Consider the following 17,261-nt stretch of genomic DNA (forward strand, 5'->3'; position numbering starts at 1 on the left):
AGATAAGTGGCGGTGATGACTATAGCCGAAGCCCGCCAGACCGTAAACCATCAAGAGTCGCCACGCCGCGCGACGGGTATCGCTCCCGGACGCAGGCGAGGAGGTTTCAACATGGGAAACCCGCACCAGTGCAGCCGGCGGAGTCAGCAGCCAACGGATCGCCAGCGCCAGCAGCAGACCGGCGCATAATGCGCAGAGCAGCCAGATCTGCTGGCTGGTGAGGTTCAGGGCATGTCCAAGGGCGATCCCCTCCGCGGAGATAAATATCCCCAGCCCCACCCCGGCATACAGCAACGGCGCCCCGTGATGATGCCCCATATGTTCCAGCAGCCACAGCGAACCTGCAATCAGCGTTATCGCGCTCAGCGCGCCCGCGACGGCGCGCAGCGTAATAATGGTCCACGGCGAGCTCACCCAGGCCAGCAGCGCCAGGCTGGCGATGGTCAACCCGGCGGAGATAATGCTCAGTCGGGTGGCGGCCCCAGGCTGCACCCGCGCCAGCAGCAACGCACCGACCAGATAGCCAGCGTAATTGGCCGACGCGGCGAGATTGCCCTCGTGCAGGGTTAACAGACCTTCATTAAGCATAAGCGGCAGCACGCCGGTGAAGGCAAAGCGCCCGTAGCCCATGCCGATCATCAGTACTATCGATCCAGCCAGTGCCAGCCATAAGGCCTGGCGCGATTGGTTATTCATCCACCACCCCACAGTGATTCTCAATTTAAGAATAATAAGATTGAATGATTCTTTTTTTATTATGATGGAGAGGTATTGTTGGCGCAAGGCGGATGTTAATCCGCTATGGTATTTACAGAGAGAAGGTGGCGCCTGGGCACGGCTTAACACACGCCGGGCCGATTTACCGGTACAGTATCAACTCAACTTATGCTCACGGGAGTCATTATGTCGTTCTGTCATATGCGCATTGCCAGGCCGGTCAGCGAACTGGACACCACCGCCAGCTTGTATTGCGCCGGGCTGGGACTCGAGCTGCTCGGCAGCTTTACCGATCATGAAGGATTCAGCGGGATAATGCTCGGCGCGCCCGAAGCGGGCTGGCATCTGGAATTCACCCACTGCCGCCACCATCCCGTCACCCCCTCGCCAGGCGATGAAGATCTGCTGGTGCTGTACTATCCGCAGCAGGCGGCATGGGAGGCACAGTGCGCAGCCATGGACGCCGCCGGATTTCTGCGCGTTACGGCGTTTAACCCTTACTGGGAGGTCAATGGCGTCACTTTCGTCGACCGGGACGGCTACCGCACGGTATTGCAAAACCGCGCCTGGGGCATGGTGTGTGATTCGTCGGGTATGGCGGCGAGCTGACGCTGAGCGAGGCGGGCGTTAAGCGCTGTAAAAGCAGTTATTTACATTCGTACAAATATCGTTCCCGTCGGTTACCGATAAAACGCTGTCGCGCCTCGCCAGCGTCCTCACGGCGCGCTATGCTACACATCCCGTTGTATTAACCTCTTATCCCTATGAGCACTTCCGTCAGCACTACACAACTCAATTTGCGCATTATTTCGATCGTTGTTTTTACCTGTATCTGCTATCTCTCCATTGGTCTGCCGCTGGCCGTACTGCCGGGCTATATTCACTATCAGCTGGGCTACAGCACCTTTGTGGCCGGAATTGTGATCAGTCTGCAGTACATATCGACGCTGATAAGCCGGCCGCACGCCGGGCGCTATACCGATATCTGGGGGCCGAAAAAAGTGGTCAGCCTTGGGATCGTCTGCTGCCTGCTCAGTGGCGCCTTCACGCTACTGGCGGTAGTCCTGCAGGCAACGCCGATGCTGGCCATTGCCGCGCTGCTGGCGGGCCGGGTGTTTCTCGGCGTCGGCGAGAGCTTTACCGCCACCGGCGCCACCCTGTGGGGGATCAAAACCGTCGGCGCGATCCACACGTCACGGGTTATCTCCTGGAACGGCGTGGCGACCTATGTGGCGATGGCGGTCGGGGCGCCGCTGGGAGTTACCCTCAATCACTATTTTGGCATCAGCGGCTTTGCTACGGTGGTAGTGCTGGTCGCGGCCATCGGTCTGCTGTTCGCTCGTACCCGCCAGGACGTCAAGGTGACCGCCGGCGCCAGAGCGCCCTTTCACGCGGTGGTGCGAAAAATCTGGCCTTACGGCCTGGGGCTGGCCTTTGGCACCGTCGGTTTCGGCGTTATCGCCACCTTTATCACCCTCTACTTCGCCGCGCACAGCTGGCAGGGCGCCGCGTTTACCCTTTCGCTGTTCAGCGTCGGCTTTATCTGCGTTCGCCTGGTGCTGGGAAATACCATTACCCGCTTTGGCGGAGTCCCGGTCTCCCTGGCCTGCTTCATCATCGAAAGTCTCGGCCTGCTGCTTATCTGGCTGGCGCCATCAGCATGGATGGCCGGCGTCGGCGCCTTTCTCACCGGTTCGGGTTTCTCGCTGGTCTTTCCGGCTTTAGGAGTTGAGGCGGTAAAACAGGTGGAAGAGCAAAATCAGGGAACCGCCCTCGGCACCTACTCGGCGTTTCTTGATCTGGCGCTGGGCCTGACCGGGCCGCTGGCCGGCTGGGTCGCCGGGTTCTACGATCTCGCCACGCTGTATCTGCTGGCGGCGATCGTGGTGGCGCTCGCATTCCTGCTGATTTTCCGCGTACATCGGCAACAGCGGCTTGTCGCCAGAGAGTAGTGTGGCCCGGCTCGCGGGCCGCCGCGGTCCGATGACGCCGGCAAAAAATGAATCGGCAATTGACGACGATTCGGCTTCCGTGCCAACATCCCGTCAGCGTCTGGCAACAGATGCATGGACGGTACTGGTAGACAACAGAGTTCGCGCAACGATCCAGCCCGGTACCGTAGTCCAATCCGAATCACTGACCCACACGGTGAATTCCTGATTCTGGCGGGAAACACAGACATGCACCAAAGTTTTAATCAGCGCGTTCATTTCTATTACTGCGTCCTGGTCGCGCTGAAGATGCACGGAAAATCGAAAAAAGCGGGTGGTATCAGGGGAAAGAATAACTTTCTGCTGAAATGGCTGCGCCGGGCGCAGGATAACAACATTTTTCCTCCCGATATCACCAGTGAAATCGAATGGCTGCGAGGAAAAATTATTCAGGCTGGCTATGACACCGATCTCGAGCCGATGCTGGATTTTGTCTACGCCACCGCCAGCCGCGCCGAGGCGCTCAAAAACGCCGAATAGGCTCCTGCGCCCGCCACGGGCACAGAGACGTTCCCTGCCATGTCTCAATCCCAGGTTCGGCCAACAGCGCAGGCGCAATCCAGCCACGTTCTATTTTGTGACACTGTCACGCACAAAGGTGACCGCTGAGGTTCATTAACCGCTGACATGCCGCCTGACGCGTTCTATGCTTTTCCCTGTCTCCCTCCTCACACAGGAACTGCACCCGATGGCCGACTGGAATCCTTCGTTGTATCTGCAATTTGACGCTGAACGTACCCGCCCCGCGGCCGACCTGCTCTCGCGTATTGCCCATCTGCAGGTCGAGCACGCCGTCGACCTCGGCTGCGGGCCGGGAAACAGCACCCGCCTGCTACGCGCCGCCTGGCCGTTGGCGACGATCGTCGGTATCGATAACTCCCCGGCCATGGTGGTCCAGGCGGCGCAGGCCTTACCCGACTGCGAATTCATTGATGCCGATATTGCCCGCTGGCGGCCTGCGCAACCGCCAGATGTGATCTATGCCAACGCCTCTCTGCAGTGGCTGACGGATCATGAGACGCTTTTCCCCCATCTGGTAAACCAGCTGGCGGACAACGGAACGCTGGCAGTGCAGATGCCGGATAACTGGCAGGAACCTTCCCATACCCTGATGCGTCAGGTTGCCAGCGAGATGGGGTTGCCGGACCGTGGACGCCAGCCGTTACTCCCGCCCGCCGCCTGGTACGATCTGCTCAGCCGCCAGGGTTGCGAAGTTGATATCTGGCGCACCACCTATTTTCATCCCCTTGCTTCTCATCAGGCGATTGTCGACTGGCTGCAGGGCACCGGGTTACGCCCCTATCTGGCAGGCCTGGACGAGCAGGCCGGAAGCGCGTTTCTCACACGCTATCTCGCATTGCTGGCCGCACACTATCCGTTACAGTGTAACGGGAAGGTGCTCCTGCGTTTCCCACGGCTGTTTATCGTGGCGCGAAAGATCGCCGCCTGACCGTTGGGATAGGTGGGCAGAAAAGCGGAGTGATGAAAGGTGTAAAGGATCGGCTATACCATCCTGATTTTCAGGATTGATAATCCCGAACGTTGCGATATTCAATATCTTAGTCAGCGTGCGACAGTGATGACTCCTTTAACCTGCAAAGAGAATCACTATGAGTACTCCTCCTGTCGATCGCCGAACGCTGGCTGCTATCGCGCCAAAGCTAGCCGAGCTGACCGAAACGGTGCTGTTTGGCGATATCTGGGCGCGGAGCGAGCTGTCGCCCCGCGAACGCAGCCTGATCACCCTTTCCGCCCTGACGGCGCAGGGCAAAACTGAACAGCTGCCGTGGCACATCGCGCTCGGCTATCAGAATGGCCTGAGCCGGGAAGAAATTGTCGAATTGTTTACCCATCTGGCGTTCTATGCCGGTTGGCCGGCTGCGGCCAGCGCCCTGACCTGTCTGAACGCGCAGGAGGCGTCATGCCCCTGACCCGAATTTCGCTTGGCACCGCCTGGCATCCCGCGGAGTTTGCTCAATTGTCGGCGCTCTTTCATGAGTGTCTGGTGGCGGAGTTCGACGTTCCGTCAGCAGACAGATTTCAGTTTATCGAACGGGCCGCCGATGAGCAGCGCATTTACGACCCGCACTACCTCAGCGAAGGACGCAGCGCCCGCTTCGTGCTGTTTCATATTTTCGCCGGAAAACCGCGCAGCCGGGCGCAGAAACAGGGACTCTATCGTCGGCTCTGCGCGCGGTTAGACGACGAGATGGCGGTCAGCCCGCAGGACGTGATGGTGGTTATCCAGTTTAACCAACTGGAGGACTGGAGTTTTAGCGCAGGGAAGATGGCGGATGAATGAGACAGGCGGCGCCGCAAGAGGCGCCGCGTTTCAGATGATATAATTTACTACCAGGCGAGATGATGCACCAGCGAGAGATCCCAGGCCGTTGCCAATAGCGAAAGAAACATAATCACATTGACCACTGTTTCAAGACGTTTTTCCATCGTTGCTTCTCCTGAGCCTGTTTCCCCTGTTATAGCGGGAAAAGCTTAACAACCTCTTACCGCTTCAGGACTCAAGCGTGATCCTGTAGCGTACGTAATCGTCAGCCGGGGTAAACTCATCATACAGATGACGGGCGGGATTATCACGGCGCGTATGCCAGTACAGCCGCGACCAGCCTTTGTCCGCCCCTTCGCTTTGCAGCGACTTAATCATGGTTCTGGCAATACCCTGTCCACGGAAGGCGGGATCGACAAACAGATCCTCCAGATAGCAGATCGGCGTGGTAACCCAGGTTCCCTCATGAAGAACACAGATAGCGAAGCCGACCACCGCATCATCCACCACCGCGACTCTTCCCAATACAGACGAGTTTACATCCAGCATCCGCTGCCAGGTGCATTTGGTCACCTCTTCCGGCTGCGGGCTACCGTAAAAACGAGTGTAGCCTTGCCAAAGCTGAAGCCATTCGGCTTTGTCGTGGGGCCGTACTTCCCGGATATCGATGACCATGAGAGTTTCCTTACAGATGAATGCATTAGCCTGCGAATATTGGCAGGAGATATGAGTTGAGGTCATTATTTTCCTGCGCAGATATTTGTTCAAGCGCTTCGGCCATAATTCTCCTGCTGTTCGGAACGATTTGGCACTAAAAAGCCGTATGCAGAGGAGCCACTGACCGGCTGTTACAGGTTAGTATAATGGTATGTTGTAACTAATAAAAATCCTGCACAACCCGGCCGCAGCCGGGTGTATAGATGGACTATCAGCAAAGAGGTTTGACGGCGTCGCGCATACCGCAGGTCAGGATAGCGTCAAGGTCGGCAGTCACCAGCTCCACCAGCCCCGGGGTCTGGCTCAGATCCTGCTGCCAGTGATCCGCCACGCTGAGCACGGCGGTGACCAGCTCGCGAGTGCTCATCTGGCCATCGCGATGGCGGGCCCACAGCGTTTGATAGCGCGATATCCAGTCGGCGTCATCCTGTACTGGATAGCTCTCACCATCCCGCTCTCCCCGGTAAAAGGCGATCAGCGCCGCCAGGGCAAAGGTCAGACGCGGCGGCAGCGCGCCATGCGCTTTCTGCCCCGCCAGCAGCTGCGGCAGAATACGGGTGCGGTACTTGGTCATGCCGTTGAGCGCAATCGAGAGCAGCTGATGTTTAATATAGGGATTACGGAAGCGCCCTGTCACGGCGCTGGCGAATGACACCAGCTCATCGCGCGGCAGATCCAGCACCGGAATAATCTCGTCATAAATCGCCTTTTCGACAAACGCGCAAATCTCTGCGTCGTTCATCGCCTCACCCACGGTGTCGATCCCGGCCAGGAAGGCCACCGGCACCAGCGCGGTGTGCGCCCCGTTAAGGATCGCCACTTTGCGTTCTTTATACGGCTTAATATCGTCCACAATGCGCACATTCAGCGGCAGTTTATCGAGACGCAGCTCGGCCTCCAGCGAGGCAGGTCCCTGGATAACGAACAGGTAGAAATGCTCAGCGGTATCAAGGAAAGCATCTTTATAGCCGGTCTGCGCCTCGAGAGCCTCCACTTCATCACGCGGATAGCCGGTCACAATGCGATCCACCAGCGTCGAACAGAAGGTATTCGCTGAGGTCAGCCAGGTGATAAATGCCTGCGGCAGTTCCCATTCGCTAGCATAGCGCAGCACCAGCGCCTGCAGCGCCTCGCCGTTATAATCGATCAGCTCGCAGGGAATAATCACCCATCCCTTGTCGGCCGCACCGGCGAAATGCTGATAACGCTCAAACAACAGACGGGTCAGTTTCGCCGGATAACTGACCGGCGGCGCGTCGTCAAACCGATCCCCGGCATGGTAGCTGATGCCCGCCTCGGTGGTGTTGGAGAAGACAAACCGCATCTCCGGGTTATGCGCCAGGCGTAAAAAAGCGTCGAAGTCTGCGTAAGCGCTGATCTCCCGGTTGACCGAGCGGATAAGACGCGCATCGCTGACCGCTTCGCCCTGCTCGTTCAGGCCGCGAATAATAGTCGTGTACAGGCCATCCTGGGTGTTCAGCGAAGGCGGAAAATCTGTGGCGATAGGCCGCACGACCACGATGCCCGCATTCAGGTCGGTATGCTCGTTGAGCAGGTCGATCTGCCAGTCAACGAATGCGCGCAGGAAGTTACCTTCCCCAAACTGGATGATACGGTCAGGGTACTGCGCGCCGGGGAAATCACGACGGTTTAAAGTTTTCACAATGGGTTCCCTCTAATAGTAGTCATACAACCTGAGTAATTGGTCCAATAAGTTATCAGGTTTTTCTACCAGTGAAACCCTGTTTTGATCAAAGCAATCTGCAATAGCGGCCGTCAGGGCAGAAACTTATAGAATAGTGAGGTGGCAGTCATTTCGCCGTCGGGCATCAGCGCATAGCGCGGAATTTCCCCCACTTTTTCCCAGCCGCAGCGGGCATAGAACTGTTCCGCCCCGCTGCCGGTCGCCGTGTCCAGCACCAGCACCGTCTTCCTTTCCCGCCGGGCAATGCGCTCCAGCTCGCTCATCAACGCCTGGGCGATCCCCTTGCGGCGGACATTTTGGTGAACCAATAATTTGGCGACATCCGCTCGATGGGGCTGGTTTTCCGGTTGACTGGTGATAAGTTGCACGGTGCCAACGGGACGTTCCTCCGCGTCGAAGGCGGCCAGCACAATGCGCTCCCCGGCCGCCACGCTGTCGGCAGTGCGTTGCCAGAACGTTATCGCCGTTTGCGGCGCGAAAGGCAGCATAAAGCTCACCGAGGCGCCGCCGTTGACGCAGCTTGCCAGGATCTCGCTTAATGCCGGGAGGTGATGGAGAATATCGTCACGCGAGAGCGTGCGCAGTGAAAAGGATGTGGTCATAAAAGCTCCCTGTTATCGACCACATCACTATGTTTTTAACCAAAAATTAGCACAAGTAGGATCCCGATAGGATTTTCTTATGGCGCGCTTTCGGTCAGCGTCGGCATACAAATTTGGTTACGACCGCTCTGTTTGGCTTTCACCATCTCATCGTCCGCCGCCAACAGCAGCTGGTTAAACAGCTCGGTGATGCGGGCGTGGCCTACCTCGCGCGTCTCCAGTCCCAGACTGATGGTCAGGTGGATCGGGTTCTGGCCCAGGCCGAAAGGCTGCGACTCCACCCCGTGACGGATCTTTTCCGCCAGCAAATAGCCCTGCTGGGCGCTGTCGACGACGGCGGCCACCGCAAACTCTTCGCCGCCGATACGGGCCACCATCCCCTGCTCACCCACCAGCTGTCGAACCTGCTGGGCAAACTGGGTCAGCACGCAATCGCCGCCTTCATGGCCCAGAGCATCATTCACCCGTTTGAAGCCATCGATATCCAGCACCATCACCGTCAGCAGCTTATCCGCCGGCAGCGTCTGACGCTTCAACGCTTCGCTCAGTCCGGAACGGGAATAGACGCGGGTCTGAAAGTCAAAATCGGCGCGCAGGGCCAGCTGCTTCACCAGCGTGTTAATCGCTTCGACACTGGATGCGACAATCACCGGGCTAATCAGCATGGCGGCAATTCCGAGGCGGGTGGAGAACAGCTGCCACGGCTGCATTCGCGCATCTGGCGAAAAGTGAATTAACGAATTAGCGACCAGCAGTATTTCGCCGATGCCAGTGAGAAAAGTCAGCAGACAGGTCAGCGGCAGCGGATAGCGTACAGCGCACCAGATCAAAGCCGGCAACGGGAAGGTAATGCTGCCCGCGCCGCCTACCGCCACGCCAAGCGCAATTGACAGGACCAGCGCCAGCACCGGCAGCAGCTGGCGAAAGCGAAAACCGCTTAATGCCGAAGGCAGCGTCAGGGTCAGAATAAAGGGCAGGATTAATACCGCCGTTGAGAACTGTTCGCTAAACCAGTCCGCCAGCTGGGGAACGAAGGTGGCGCGTTCAACATCCACCGACCCCAGCGCGCCGACCGCTGCGCACAGTAAGGCGGCTAACAGGCAGAAACAGAATAAATTAAGCGCGTTTATCGGGCCCGGCATGGAGTCGGCGCGACGTTTATCCCACAGCACCAGCTGCGCCAGCGTCACAATAAAGACAATATTGGAAAAGTTAATCAGCAATGAGGCAAAGCCCATTCCCCAGCGCGAGGTTAATCCGTCATAGACCAGCATTGCCGCAAAACAGACGGCATAAAAATAGCTGCGGTTAAGCCATACATAGCGTGCAAAAATCCCGGCCATCACTGCATTGAGCGGCCAGAAGAAAGAGAGCTCCTGCACCAGACGCAGCATAGCGCCAAGAAAATGCAGCAGTAGCGTTAACGTAAATAAGACCAATGCATCGCGCACGGGTTGTTCTTCACGAAACAGCGTAAATGACCGAATCGACAGTGAAGACATTCAGTAATTATCCGTCTAATTGTTTCAGGAAATTATTATGTTAATAGTTAGTTAGCGGATTATCATAACATGAGAATATTTATCAGGCATACTCCGGCGCCGATCAAATGCAAATTAGCGCACAGACGGCGCATTCATTTGTAGCACCAGCCAGCGGTGGATGACCTGCACGATATAGTCCTGCTCCGGCTCACTCAGCGCGCGGCCGTGGGGAATGGCATGCCATTTTTCCAGGCAGCCGCGACAGCAGGTAGCGGTCGCGTGCTGGGCGATAAACACCGGGTGACCGCGCATCGGCGTCTGCTTGCCATCATTGATCGGCGCAGCGGGCGCCAGCCGCTGGCGAATAAAGTCTGCGGCATGCCGATCGATGACCTCCGGTCCCTTATCGAGACAATATTGCCGCTCTTTCCCCCCCAGACGGAAGCGTGAGCGAAACGTCGAGCGCGCCAGGCGCGCAAACAAGCGATCCTGATCGACCATCAGAACACCGACCTCCCCATCCGCTGAGTCAGTTTTTCCAGCATCGCCACGCCGGCCAGCGAGTTCCCGGCGTCGTCAAGCTCCGGGCTCCACACGGCGATCGCCATCTCCTGCGGGACAATCGCCACGATCCCGCCGCCGACGCCCGATTTCGCCGGCAGGCCAACGCGCCAGGCGAATTCACCGGCGTTCTGGTACATGCCGCTGGTCATCATCAGGGCATTAACCTGGCGGGACTGGATGGGCGCAATAACCGGCGCGTCGAGATGCGGGGCAATGCCGCGGTCGGCGAGAAACAGAAAGGTTCGCGCCAGCTCAACGCAGCTCATCTCCAGCGAACAGTAGTGGAAATAGTTCTGCAGCACGGTGGCGACGTCGTTATGGAAGTTACCAAAGGATTTCATCAGCCAGGCGATGGCGGCGTTGCGCGCCGAATGCTCAAACTCTGAGCGAGCCACCACCGGATCGTAGGCGATATCGGCCACGCCGCTCAGACGGCGGACAATCTCCAGCATCCGCTGACGCGGGGCGCTGAGCCGGCTCTGCAGCATGTCGCAGACGACCAGTGCCCCGGCGTTGATAAACGGGTTGCGCGGTTTGCCCTGCTCGATCTCCAGCTGCAGAAGCGAGTTAAAGGGCTGGCCGGAAGGATCTTTCCCCACCCGCTGCCAGATCTCCTCCTCCTGATAGTGGTTCATGGCCACCACCAGGCTCAATACCTTGGAGATTGACTGGATGGAAAAACGTTCATGGGCATCGCCAGCGGCAAAGTGCTGACCGTCCACCGTACTGATCGCGATACCAAGCTTGTCGCCGCTGACGCTGGCCAGCGCCGGAATATAATCCGCCACTTTTCCGCGGCCAATCAGCGGCCTGATTTCTGCCAGAATGGCTTCCAGCATTGCATTATTGATAACCGTCGCCACACGCGGCTCCTTGCCCACCATCAAAATTCGGTGGGCGAGTATAGCAGACGTGGACGACGGTCGTCAGGGGCTAACGTTGATTAGCGACGGTCTTTCCAGACGGTCTGCGCATTACAGAACTCGTGCAGGCCAAAATGCGACAGCTCGCGGCCAAAACCGCTCTTCTTCACGCCGCCGAAGGCCACGCGGGCGTCGCTGGCGCAGTAGCCATTGAGGAAGACGCCGCCGCACTCCAGCTCGCGGGCAAAGCGCTGGGCCTGCGCCTCGTCGGTGGTATAGACCGTGGCGGACAGGCCAAACTCGCTGTCGTTGGCGAGGGCCAGTGCATGGTCAGCGTCGCGAGCGGTGGTCAGGGTTGCTACCGGACCAAACAGCTCCTGACGAAAGCCGGTCATCCCGGCGGTGACGTTGCCCAGCACCGTTGGCGCATAGTAGTTGCCCGCCCCTTCGATTTTTTCCGCGCCCAGCAGCAGAGTCGCTCCTTCATCAAGGGTAGCCGTTACCTGCTGGTGCAGTTCATCGCGTAAATCGAACCGCGCCATCGGTCCGACGTAGTTTTGCTCATCGCGCGGGTCGCCCATCTTCAGCGCCGCCACGGCGTCGACAAATTTGCGGGTGAAGGCCTCGGCAATGCCGGCTTCGAGAATAAAGCGTTTCGACGCCGCACACACCTGGCCGCTGTTCTGATAGCGGCCGGTGACGGCGGCTTTTACCGCTTCATCGAGATCGGCATCGTTGAGCACGATAAAGGGATCGGATCCCCCCAGCTCAAGCACGCATTTCTTCAGCGCCGCGCCCGCCTGGGCGCCAATCGCCTTCCCGGCGCGGACGCTGCCGGTGACGGTCACCGCCGCGATGCGGTCGTCATTGATAATCTGCGAAACGCCGTCATTGGTGGCGTTCACCCAACCAAATACACCATCCGGCAGGCCGGCGGCGGCAAAAATCTCGCCCAGCAGACGGGCGCTGCCCATCACGTTCGGGGCATGCTTCAGCAGATAGCTGTTGCCGGCCAGCAGGATCGGCACCGCGCCGCGCATCACCTGCCAGACCGGGAAGTTCCACGGCATGACCGCCAGAATGGCACCCAGTGGACGATACTCTATTACCGCCTGGTTATTTTCCACCAGGGTAGCTTCCGTCGCCAGCATCGCCGGGCCGTGTTCAGCGTACCAGTCGCAGAGGTTGGCCGATTTCGCCACCTCGCCGCGCGCCTGAGCGATCGGCTTGCCCATCTCAAGGGTGATCATCTGGGCCACCTCTTCACCGCGGGCGCGCAGCGCGGCCCCGATGCGGCGCAGGGCATCGGCGCGGTCGGCAAGCGGCGTCTGACGCCACTGGCGATAGCCCGCCGCGGCGAGCGCGATGGCCGCGTCGACCTCGCGTTCGCTGGCCCACGGCAGCGAGGAGACCACCTCACCGGTAGTCGGATTGACGGAGACGGCGTGCGTTGCAGATAAATTCATCATTATTCTCTCTCGTTGCTTGCGAAGTGTCCGTATTCTGGCTTACCTTTCCATTCATTGAAAATGAATAATATTAAGCAACGCATTCACAAAAGAAGAATATCATGGACCTGACTCAGCTAGAGATGTTTAACGCTGTCGCCAGCACCGGCAGTATTACCCAGGCGGCGCAGAAAGTGCATCGCGTGCCGTCCAACCTCACCACCCGCATCCGCCAGCTGGAGGCCGACCTCGGCGTTGAGCTGTTTATCCGCGAGAACCAGCGCCTGCGCCTGTCGCCTGCGGGACACAGCTTTTTGCGCTATAGCCAGCAGATCCTCGCCCTGGTGGACGAGGCGCGAATGGTGGTGGCGGGCGACGAACCCCAGGGGCTGTTTTCTCTTGGTTCGCTGGAGAGCACCGCGGCGGTACGGATCCCCAGCACTCTGGCCCACTTTAATCAGCGCTACCCGAAAATTCATCTGGCGCTCTCAACCGGCCCTTCCGGGACGATGATCGACGGCGTACTGGAAGGCGCCCTGAGCGCCGCGTTTGTCGACGGCCCGTTGGTGCATCCGGGCCTGGAGGGGCTGCCGGTGTTCCCTGAAGAGATGATGATCGTCGCCCCCTACGGCCACGCACCCATCACCCGCGCCAGCGAAGTGAACGGGGCCAACGTCTACGCCTTTCGCGCCAACTGTTCCTATCGCCGGCATTTTGAGAGCTGGTTTCATGCCGACAGAGCGACCCCGGGCAGGATCCACGAGATGGAGTCTTACCACGGGATGCTGGCCTGCGTCATCGCCGGCGCCGGCCTGGCGTTGATCCCGCGCAGCATGCTGGAGAGTATGCCCGGCCATCAGCAGGTTTCCGCCTGGCCGCTGGCCGAAGAGTGGCGCTGGCTCACCACCTGGCTGGTGTGGCGCCGGGGCGCCAAAACCCGCCAGCTGGAGGCGTTTACAGCGCTGCTGAACGAAGATCGGCAAACAGTGGTTTCTCCATAAACACGCTGAGCGGATCGGGTTGATACGGCGCAAACGCGCAGCGGCTCTGGTAGCCGTTGCGCGTGTAGAGGGCGATGGCCGCATGCTGATGGATACCGGTCTCCAGGCGCAGGGTATGGCAGTCGCGCTGACGCGCTTTCGCTTCCAGCGCCGCCAGCAGCTTTTCTCCCAGCTGCTGGCCACGGTGCTGAGGATCGATATAGACCCGCTTCATCTCGCCAAAGCCTTCCTCACTGAGGACAATAGCCCCGCAGCCAACGGCCTCGCCCTGCGGGCTGCGGATCGCCAGGGCGATGACCGTCTGCGGCGGCAGCTGGCTAAGGTCCAGCAGGTGGTTGCTCTCCGCCGGGTAGAGGGTCTCCTGCCAGGCGTCGAGGGCGGCAATCAGGGCGATAAATTCGGCGTCGGTAGGGGCGATGTCGGTGATGGTGTACATAGGTGAGCTCCTTTTTTACCCCACTGTAGCGCGGCCGGCGGCTTTTCCCGACATAGCATTAACTTATATTGCCGCCCGCCTATTGCGCTAACCCACTGAAACACAGTAATTTTATCCCCTGCCGTTCGTACTTGAGATCTGAATATGCGCACCAAAGCCCGTAAAGTGATGATTATTGGCGCCGGCAATGTCGGCGCGTCGGCGGCCTACGCCCTGCTCAACCAGAGCATTTGCGAGGAGCTGATCCTCGTCGACCTTAACCAACAGCGCGCTGAGGCCCACGCTCATGACCTGAGCGACGCCGCGGCCTACCTGCCGGGGATGATGACCATCTCCACCCGCGAGGCCAGCGACTGCGCCGATGTCGATATCGCGGTGATCACCGTCTCCGGCGGCGCGCTGCGCCCCGGCCAGAGCCGGCTGGATGAACTAACCTCCACCGCGAAGATTGTGAAGAGCATTGTGCCGACGATGATGGCCAACGGATTTAACGGCATCTTTCTGGTGGCTACCAACCCCTGCGACATCATCACCTGGCAGGTATGGCAGCTTTCCGGCCTGCCGCGCAGCCAGGTGCTGGGCACCGGCGTCTGGCTGGATACCACCCGCCTGCGTCGCCTGCTGGCGCAGGAACTGGAGATTGGCGCCCAGAGCATCGACGCCTTTATCCTCGGCGAGCATGGCGATACCCAGTTTCCGGTGTGGTCGCACTCCTCGGTATATGGCACGCCAATCGCCGACCTCTACCAGCAGCGCACCGGCCTGCCGCTCGATCGCGAGGCGATGGCTGACAAAGTGCGCAAGCTGGGATTTGAGATCTACGCGGGTAAAGGCTGCACCGAATATGGCGTGGCAGGGACCATCGCCGAGATCTGCCGCAATATCTTCACCGGCAGCCACCGCGCGCTGGCGGTCTCCTGCATTCTTGACGGTGAGTACGGGGTCAGCGGCGCGGCGGCTGGGGTGCCGGCGGTGCTGGCCCAGGGTGGCGTGAAGCAGATCATTGAACTGCAGCTGGCCGGCGAAGAGCAGGCGAAGTTCAGCCAGTCGATCGCGGTGATCAAGGCCAATATCGCCCGTCTGCCCTGACGGCAGCCTGCGAGTCAGTCGGCAATGATCAGCTGCGGGGAAAGGGTCTCCAGCGCCTCGCGGGTTTTATCCGGCAGGTGGGCGTCGGTCACGATATCGGTCAACGACGCCAGCGGAGCGATGTTGAACAGTGACCAGGCGCCGTATTTGGAGCTGTCCGCCAGCAGGATACGCCGCCGGGCATTGGCCATCAGATCGCGCTTCAGGGCGGCCTTTTCCTCCGTCGGGGCGGTGATCCCCTTCTCAAGGTCCCAGCCGTTGCAGCTGACGAAGGCGAGATCGGGCCAGATGGTCTGCAGCAGGCGGCGGCCGTGATCGCCGATGCACGACTGGCTGCTGTCATCGATGCGCCCGCCGATAATCGTCACTTCGATCTGCTTAAATTCCGATAGGAACAGCGCGATATGTAAATCGCTGGTGATCACCCGCAGCGGCAGATGGGTGATCTGCCGCGCCAGCTCAATCATGGTGGTGCCGGCGTCAAGCACAATGGCGTCGCCGGCTTTCACCAGCGCTGCCGCCGCACTGGCGATAGCCTGCTTCTCAAGCGGACTGCGCTGGGCTTTCTCCAGCGTCGTCGGCTGGGAAGGAATAAACCGGTTCAGCGTCACCCCGCCGTGCGTTCGGCTGATCACCCCTTCCTGATCGAGTTTGATCAGGTCGCGGCGAATGGTGGCCGGCGAGGCGTTGGTCGCCGCCACCAGCTGGTCGACTGTCACCAGATTATGGCTTTTCAGGAAGTCCATAATCTGCTCTAACCGGTTATATCCCTTCATGTTATTCCTGCGCGATGTGCATGGCGAGCTCAATGGAGGTTGCCATGCTCTCAGACTTCGCTTTACCTGTCCAGGCAATATCAAACGCAGTGCCATGATCCGCGGAGGTACGGATAAACGGCAGCCCGGCGGTAATATTCACCCCGTCATAGAATCCCAGCAGCTTCAGCGGAATATGCCCCTGGTCGTGATACATCGCCACCACCATGTCGTACATGCCTTCGTGACACTGCATAAACACCGTGTCCGGCGGACAGGGGCCGGTCACCTCCACTCCCTTCGCCCGCATGGCGGCGACCGCCGGGGCGACGATACGGATCTCTTCATCGCCAAACAGGCCGTTCTCCCCGGCGTGCGGGTTAACGCCGGCGACCGCGATGCGCGGACGCTGATAGCCGACGCGGCGCAGAAAGCGATCCGCCACGCCAATCACCGTCTCAATCCGCGGCTGGTTTAGGGTATCGAGGAACTGGCGCAAGGAAATATGGGTAGTGATATGGATAACCTTAAGCTTCTCGGTATAGAGCACCATGGCGTAATCGGTAGTCTGCGTCAGGTGGGCCAGCAGTTCGGTATGGCCGGGATAAGCGTGCCCGGCGAGATGCAGCGCCTCTTTATTCAGCGGCGCGGTAGCGATGGCCGCGACCGCGCCCTCCAGCGCCAGCGCGGTCGCCCGCCTGATGCAGCGAAACGCGAGATCCCCTGCCTGGGCCTGGACTTCGCCAGGGCGCAGCCCCTGCGGGTCGCTGAGTGGTTCATCAATGACGTTGATGGTCGCTGGGGAAAAACTCGCCTCGGCGGGATGGTCAATAATGCGCAGCTCCGCACGCGGTGTGATATTTAGCGCCAGGATCCGCCGCAGCGTCTGCGCGCAGCCCACCACCACCACCGGCGCGCCGCTCAGCGCCCCCTCGGCGAGGGATTTGATAATAATCTCCGGACCAATCCCTGCCGGGTCGCCCATTGTCACTGCAATCATCTTAGACACTCAGTTTCTCCTCAATAAAATTCACAACATGTAATAGCGTGGTGTCGGTGCCGAATCCTCCGGCTTTGGTCATCACCGGCCGCGACCAGCGGCCGCCGAGAAAATGCCCGTATGGAACGCACTCCGCCACCCGGCCGCGGATCTGAAACCCTGTGGCGCCGAGCGCGTGCGCGACGGCGATAGCCACATCGCCGCCGGAAAGATACAGCGCGCCAGGGGAAGACTGCGCCACCGCCTGCGCCGTGACGTCGGCAAGCCAGGCGCAGATGTGCTCCCCGTAGGCGGCGCGGCTGAGGCCGCGTTCACGGCACCGGGCTTCAATCCCTTGCCGGACGGCGTGATTCGGGCGGGTGGTCACCACGCAGTGCTGGCCCTCGCGCAGCGCCCCGGCGATCCGTGAAGCTTCCTCCTTCGGCGATCCGCTAAAGGCCTGTTCGACATCAATTTCAATCACCCGTACTCGGGAATGGACCTGCAGCGCAGCAACCTGACGCTGCGCCATCTCGCTCATCGAACCGACCACCGCCAGCAGCGGGCCCTGCTCGCTGCGGCGCAGGCGGCGAGCCAGCGCCTCGCAGAGACCCGCCGAGCCGACC

At 59.8% G+C, this 17,261-nt stretch carries 19 protein-coding genes and 1 pseudogene; 8 read left to right on the forward strand and 12 right to left on the reverse strand.

Annotated features, from left to right (window positions below; all coding sequences use genetic code 11):
• Positions 1-696 (reverse strand): annotated as a pseudogene (locus HMPREF1024_RS10130) (YbfB/YjiJ family MFS transporter); the annotation flags it as partial.
• A gap of 207 nt (positions 697-903) precedes the next feature.
• On the opposite strand from HMPREF1024_RS10130, the gene HMPREF1024_RS10125 reads away from it, so the two are divergent.
• From HMPREF1024_RS10125 to HMPREF1024_RS10100, 6 genes are all read left to right on the forward strand, one after another.
• Positions 904-1,326 carry a VOC family protein gene (locus HMPREF1024_RS10125; RefSeq protein WP_009308900.1) on the forward strand — a complete coding sequence of 141 codons (423 nt, stop codon included), beginning with the start codon at positions 904-906 and terminating at the stop codon, positions 1,324-1,326.
• A 155-nt stretch (positions 1,327-1,481) separates the two neighbouring features.
• Complete coding sequence (locus tag HMPREF1024_RS10120; RefSeq protein WP_004179791.1) at positions 1,482-2,669, forward strand: MFS transporter; 1,188 nt, start codon at positions 1,482-1,484, stop codon at positions 2,667-2,669.
• A gap of 228 nt (positions 2,670-2,897) precedes the next feature.
• The gene (locus HMPREF1024_RS10115) at positions 2,898-3,188 is read left to right on the forward strand and encodes a hypothetical protein (RefSeq protein WP_002904624.1); all 291 of its coding nucleotides are present in this window, start codon (positions 2,898-2,900) and stop codon (positions 3,186-3,188) included.
• A gap of 208 nt (positions 3,189-3,396) precedes the next feature.
• Positions 3,397-4,158 (forward strand): trans-aconitate 2-methyltransferase, encoded by a 762-nt coding sequence (gene tam / locus HMPREF1024_RS10110; protein WP_009308901.1) that lies wholly within the window; start codon positions 3,397-3,399, stop codon positions 4,156-4,158.
• 160 nt (positions 4,159-4,318) lie between these two features.
• Positions 4,319-4,639 (forward strand): carboxymuconolactone decarboxylase family protein, encoded by a 321-nt coding sequence (locus tag HMPREF1024_RS10105; protein ID WP_004143517.1) that lies wholly within the window; start codon positions 4,319-4,321, stop codon positions 4,637-4,639.
• Positions 4,630-5,010, forward strand: a complete 381-nt coding sequence (locus HMPREF1024_RS10100) for a tautomerase family protein (protein WP_009308902.1) — start codon at positions 4,630-4,632, stop codon at positions 5,008-5,010. Before HMPREF1024_RS10105 ends, HMPREF1024_RS10100 begins: the two co-directional genes overlap by 10 nt.
• Before the next feature lie 210 nt (positions 5,011-5,220).
• On the opposite strand, the gene HMPREF1024_RS10095 is transcribed toward HMPREF1024_RS10100, so the two are convergent.
• The 7 genes from HMPREF1024_RS10095 to sad form a co-directional block, all read right to left on the reverse strand.
• Positions 5,221-5,667: an N-acetyltransferase gene (locus HMPREF1024_RS10095; protein WP_009308903.1), complete on the reverse strand. Its 447-nt coding sequence runs from the start codon at positions 5,665-5,667 to the stop codon at positions 5,221-5,223.
• A gap of 253 nt (positions 5,668-5,920) precedes the next feature.
• Positions 5,921-7,372 carry a tagaturonate reductase gene (locus tag HMPREF1024_RS10090; protein ID WP_009308904.1) on the reverse strand — a complete coding sequence of 484 codons (1,452 nt, stop codon included), beginning with the start codon at positions 7,370-7,372 and terminating at the stop codon, positions 5,921-5,923.
• A 113-nt stretch (positions 7,373-7,485) separates the two neighbouring features.
• Positions 7,486-8,016, reverse strand: coding sequence for a GNAT family N-acetyltransferase (locus HMPREF1024_RS10085; RefSeq protein WP_009308905.1), 531 nt, complete (start codon positions 8,014-8,016; stop codon positions 7,486-7,488).
• 77 nt (positions 8,017-8,093) lie between these two features.
• Positions 8,094-9,518: a GGDEF domain-containing protein gene (locus tag HMPREF1024_RS10080; protein WP_004148352.1), complete on the reverse strand. Its 1,425-nt coding sequence runs from the start codon at positions 9,516-9,518 to the stop codon at positions 8,094-8,096.
• A gap of 114 nt (positions 9,519-9,632) precedes the next feature.
• A complete protein-coding gene (locus HMPREF1024_RS10075) occupies positions 9,633-10,001 on the reverse strand; it encodes a DUF4186 domain-containing protein (RefSeq protein ID WP_002904598.1) in 369 nt (122 codons plus the stop codon).
• The gene (gene glsB / locus HMPREF1024_RS10070; RefSeq protein ID WP_004179782.1) at positions 10,001-10,927 is read right to left on the reverse strand and encodes a glutaminase B; all 927 of its coding nucleotides are present in this window, start codon (positions 10,925-10,927) and stop codon (positions 10,001-10,003) included. Before glsB ends, HMPREF1024_RS10075 begins: the two co-directional genes overlap by 1 nt.
• Positions 10,928-11,007: 80 nt before the next feature.
• Complete coding sequence (gene sad / locus HMPREF1024_RS10065) at positions 11,008-12,396, reverse strand: succinate-semialdehyde dehydrogenase (protein WP_004179780.1); 1,389 nt, start codon at positions 12,394-12,396, stop codon at positions 11,008-11,010.
• 101 nt (positions 12,397-12,497) lie between these two features.
• Here sad and HMPREF1024_RS10060 point away from each other — a divergent pair, with 101 nt between their 5' ends.
• The gene (locus HMPREF1024_RS10060) at positions 12,498-13,376 is read left to right on the forward strand and encodes a LysR family transcriptional regulator (RefSeq protein WP_009308906.1); all 879 of its coding nucleotides are present in this window, start codon (positions 12,498-12,500) and stop codon (positions 13,374-13,376) included.
• On the opposite strand, the gene HMPREF1024_RS10055 is transcribed toward HMPREF1024_RS10060, so the two are convergent.
• On the reverse strand, positions 13,330-13,812 hold the full coding sequence (locus tag HMPREF1024_RS10055) for a GNAT family N-acetyltransferase (RefSeq protein WP_009308907.1): 483 nt from the start codon (positions 13,810-13,812) through the stop codon (positions 13,330-13,332). The two genes, HMPREF1024_RS10060 and HMPREF1024_RS10055, sit on opposite strands and share 47 nt — an antisense overlap.
• A 144-nt stretch (positions 13,813-13,956) precedes the next feature.
• On the opposite strand from HMPREF1024_RS10055, the gene HMPREF1024_RS10050 reads away from it, so the two are divergent.
• Positions 13,957-14,901 (forward strand): L-lactate dehydrogenase, encoded by a 945-nt coding sequence (locus HMPREF1024_RS10050; RefSeq protein ID WP_009308908.1) that lies wholly within the window; start codon positions 13,957-13,959, stop codon positions 14,899-14,901.
• 14 nt (positions 14,902-14,915) lie between these two features.
• On the opposite strand, the gene HMPREF1024_RS10045 is transcribed toward HMPREF1024_RS10050, so the two are convergent.
• The 3 genes from HMPREF1024_RS10045 to HMPREF1024_RS10035 form a co-directional block, all read right to left on the reverse strand.
• Positions 14,916-15,677, reverse strand: a complete 762-nt coding sequence (locus tag HMPREF1024_RS10045; RefSeq protein ID WP_002904489.1) for a DeoR/GlpR family DNA-binding transcription regulator — start codon at positions 15,675-15,677, stop codon at positions 14,916-14,918.
• Position 15,678: 1 nt separating this feature from the next.
• The gene (locus HMPREF1024_RS10040; protein ID WP_009308909.1) at positions 15,679-16,665 is read right to left on the reverse strand and encodes a D-threonate 4-phosphate dehydrogenase; all 987 of its coding nucleotides are present in this window, start codon (positions 16,663-16,665) and stop codon (positions 15,679-15,681) included.
• Positions 16,658-17,261, reverse strand: a 604-nt coding sequence (locus tag HMPREF1024_RS10035; protein WP_009308910.1) for a four-carbon acid sugar kinase family protein, incomplete at its 5' end; no start/stop codon positions are given. The genes HMPREF1024_RS10040 and HMPREF1024_RS10035, both read right to left, overlap by 8 nt.

The sequence above is a fragment of the Klebsiella sp. 4_1_44FAA genome (assembly GCF_000238715.1).
Lineage (GTDB): Bacteria > Pseudomonadota > Gammaproteobacteria > Enterobacterales > Enterobacteriaceae > Klebsiella > Klebsiella pneumoniae.

What these genes read in the sequence shown, in the direction of transcription:
- HMPREF1024_RS10050 (WP_009308908.1), top strand. Translation starts at nt 13,957, where the DNA reads ATGCGCACCAAAGCCCGTAAAGTGATGATTATTGGCGCCGGCAATGTC.
- HMPREF1024_RS10080 (WP_004148352.1), bottom strand. Translation starts at nt 9,518, where the DNA reads ATGTCTTCACTGTCGATTCGGTCATTTACGCTGTTTCGTGAAGAACAA.
- HMPREF1024_RS10060 (WP_009308906.1), top strand. Translation starts at nt 12,498, where the DNA reads ATGGACCTGACTCAGCTAGAGATGTTTAACGCTGTCGCCAGCACCGGC.
- HMPREF1024_RS10100 (WP_009308902.1), top strand. Translation starts at nt 4,630, where the DNA reads ATGCCCCTGACCCGAATTTCGCTTGGCACCGCCTGGCATCCCGCGGAG.
- HMPREF1024_RS10075 (WP_002904598.1), bottom strand. Translation starts at nt 10,001, where the DNA reads ATGGTCGATCAGGATCGCTTGTTTGCGCGCCTGGCGCGCTCGACGTTT.
- HMPREF1024_RS10055 (WP_009308907.1), bottom strand. Translation starts at nt 13,812, where the DNA reads ATGTACACCATCACCGACATCGCCCCTACCGACGCCGAATTTATCGCC.
- HMPREF1024_RS10085 (WP_009308905.1), bottom strand. Translation starts at nt 8,016, where the DNA reads ATGACCACATCCTTTTCACTGCGCACGCTCTCGCGTGACGATATTCTC.
- HMPREF1024_RS10105 (WP_004143517.1), top strand. Translation starts at nt 4,319, where the DNA reads ATGAGTACTCCTCCTGTCGATCGCCGAACGCTGGCTGCTATCGCGCCA.
- HMPREF1024_RS10095 (WP_009308903.1), bottom strand. Translation starts at nt 5,667, where the DNA reads ATGGTCATCGATATCCGGGAAGTACGGCCCCACGACAAAGCCGAATGG.
- tam (WP_009308901.1), top strand. Translation starts at nt 3,397, where the DNA reads ATGGCCGACTGGAATCCTTCGTTGTATCTGCAATTTGACGCTGAACGT.
- HMPREF1024_RS10120 (WP_004179791.1), top strand. Translation starts at nt 1,482, where the DNA reads ATGAGCACTTCCGTCAGCACTACACAACTCAATTTGCGCATTATTTCG.
- HMPREF1024_RS10115 (WP_002904624.1), top strand. Translation starts at nt 2,898, where the DNA reads ATGCACCAAAGTTTTAATCAGCGCGTTCATTTCTATTACTGCGTCCTG.
- HMPREF1024_RS10125 (WP_009308900.1), top strand. Translation starts at nt 904, where the DNA reads ATGTCGTTCTGTCATATGCGCATTGCCAGGCCGGTCAGCGAACTGGAC.
- HMPREF1024_RS10045 (WP_002904489.1), bottom strand. Translation starts at nt 15,677, where the DNA reads ATGAAGGGATATAACCGGTTAGAGCAGATTATGGACTTCCTGAAAAGC.
- sad (WP_004179780.1), bottom strand. Translation starts at nt 12,396, where the DNA reads ATGATGAATTTATCTGCAACGCACGCCGTCTCCGTCAATCCGACTACC.